The sequence below is a fragment of the Endozoicomonas sp. SESOKO2 genome (genome assembly GCF_024606245.1).
GTDB lineage: Bacteria > Pseudomonadota > Gammaproteobacteria > Pseudomonadales > Endozoicomonadaceae > Endozoicomonas_A.
The window spans coordinates 1-1,774 of record NZ_JAHHPQ010000760.1; the positions used below are offsets into that span (position 1 = coordinate 1).

Sequence of the window (1,774 nt, forward strand, 5' to 3'; positions counted from 1 at the left end):
GGGATGCCTAAAACCAAAAACCCTGCCTTCTACCCTGGGATAACGATATCCCCGATCACTTTCTGTCCGGGATGCGTACAACCGCCAACAACACCGTTGAGATACCCGTCTCTGGACTTATCCCGTCAGGAGAACAGCTGGCCCTGAATTACATCGTTGTGCTGATGCAGAACCTCAATGAGATATCCTTTACGGTCAAAGGGCAGTGGCTTGAGGTTGAGACGCTGGATGACAGTGCTCAGATCTACCGTTTTCCAATGCCGCAGCTGAAAATACAGGATGAAAAAATGGAAATCAGCAACTGGCCAGAGGAGCAGTTCCGGATTTTTTTGAAAATCACTGGTGTGCCTGAACACTATTATTTGACAGCAGATCATTGGCAAAAGCGTTTAAGATTGGATTACCCGGTATACATTCAAAGGTGCGAAACCAGATTATCCACAAACAGAGAGCCCGGGGCAGAAGGTGCCGTTGAAATAGCCCCCTTCAAACCTTTACCTGTTTATGTTCTGACTAACCTGATCAACAGGGAAATGGCCATCAACGACCTCGCCTGGAAATCCATTGACCAGTTCAAAGAGAGACTGCCTGAATCCTTGCTTGGCAAACTGAGAAAAAGAATCGAAGCATCAGGGACAGAATGCCCCGATGAGATTAAAGAATCACTGTCCCAATACCTGGATAATGTTCAATCCAGCAGAGGTGAAGCCTCTGAGCCAATCACTGAACCGGAGCCACAGGGCGGTTACCCGCCAGACGACAAAAAAGAAAAACAGGCGTTTGCCAGTTTATGGTTAAAACTCAACCAGACAGAAGTTTTTGACATCGAGGTACTGACATTGCTGGACGAGTACAGGGATGAAATGGAGCTTAAACATATAGTGACCGTCCTCAGAAAAGCCAAAATCCATATCGATAACCACATACTGGAAGGATGGAGGCAGCAGGCATGCTGCGAAATAAAGCGACTAAAAAGGCGAGACCCTTCGTTATCAGAGGTTAATCCTGATGTCTATGGGAGTTGCCTGGAATTAGAGTTACTTGATGGGTGTGCGAGTATTTTCTAATCGCCAACTCTGTTTATGGCGCGCAAGCCAGTGTGGTGCTATACATTCCCGTGCATACGGCAAACGTCAATCAATGTGCCTGAGTCGGACGACGTAAAGATAACGAATTATTTCTAATAGCAAATGGGTTCGTGGATGTGGATTTTTTTAAGCCTGAGTCTACGATACGCTCACAAAAAAATAAAACTATCTGCCCGATGGTCCGATCACTGCTTCTGTTAGTGACCGTAATGTTTGGAGAGTCACTGCCTGCGGTGGGATTTGTCGGCTCAAGCCCGCTACCCACCCGTTTCTTATATGCCAATAAGTTAGCTGAACCTGCACCGCCGAACCCTGTTCCGGTTGGGTTTATAAAGTTCGCCCTCAGTTTGCTTCAGCTGCAGCCGAATAACAGTCCTCTTGCATCTCTACAATTAACCCCCCTGCCCCTTTGGCCAATAAAGCAGACACGTTTCATTGACCTATTGGCTATATCCCCCGAAACCGCAAAGCACTCTTCCAATGCGTTGATCGCCACAGGCGCTGCCGGTGCCGGTGCCGGTGCCGGTGCCGGAGGAGATGATAGCGATAAGCCACCCGACGGAAACCACTGGAATCGTGACCCAGAGCCCCAGTCTGGCGTTACCCTCGCTCTCAGCCCTGTTGAAAAATACCTGCAACAAAAAAAGCAACTGCTTCGAATGTTAAGAATCAAACGACTATGGGCT

Annotated in this window: 2 protein-coding genes; both read left to right on the forward strand. The window is 48.1% G+C overall.

Annotated features, from left to right (window positions below):
* The first annotated feature begins 71 nt into the window (after positions 1 to 71).
* Positions 72 to 1,067, forward strand: coding sequence for a hypothetical protein (locus KDK17_RS18060; protein WP_257288722.1), 996 nt, complete (start codon positions 72 to 74; stop codon positions 1,065 to 1,067).
* Between the two features lie 221 nt (positions 1,068 to 1,288).
* A partial coding sequence (locus KDK17_RS18065) for a hypothetical protein (RefSeq protein WP_257288723.1) occupies positions 1,289 to 1,774 on the forward strand: 486 nt, incomplete at its 3' end.

Excerpts from the sequence above, each read along its gene's own strand:
- KDK17_RS18060 (WP_257288722.1), top strand. The coding sequence starts at position 72 with ATGCGTACAACCGCCAACAACACCGTTGAGATACCCGTCTCTGGACTT.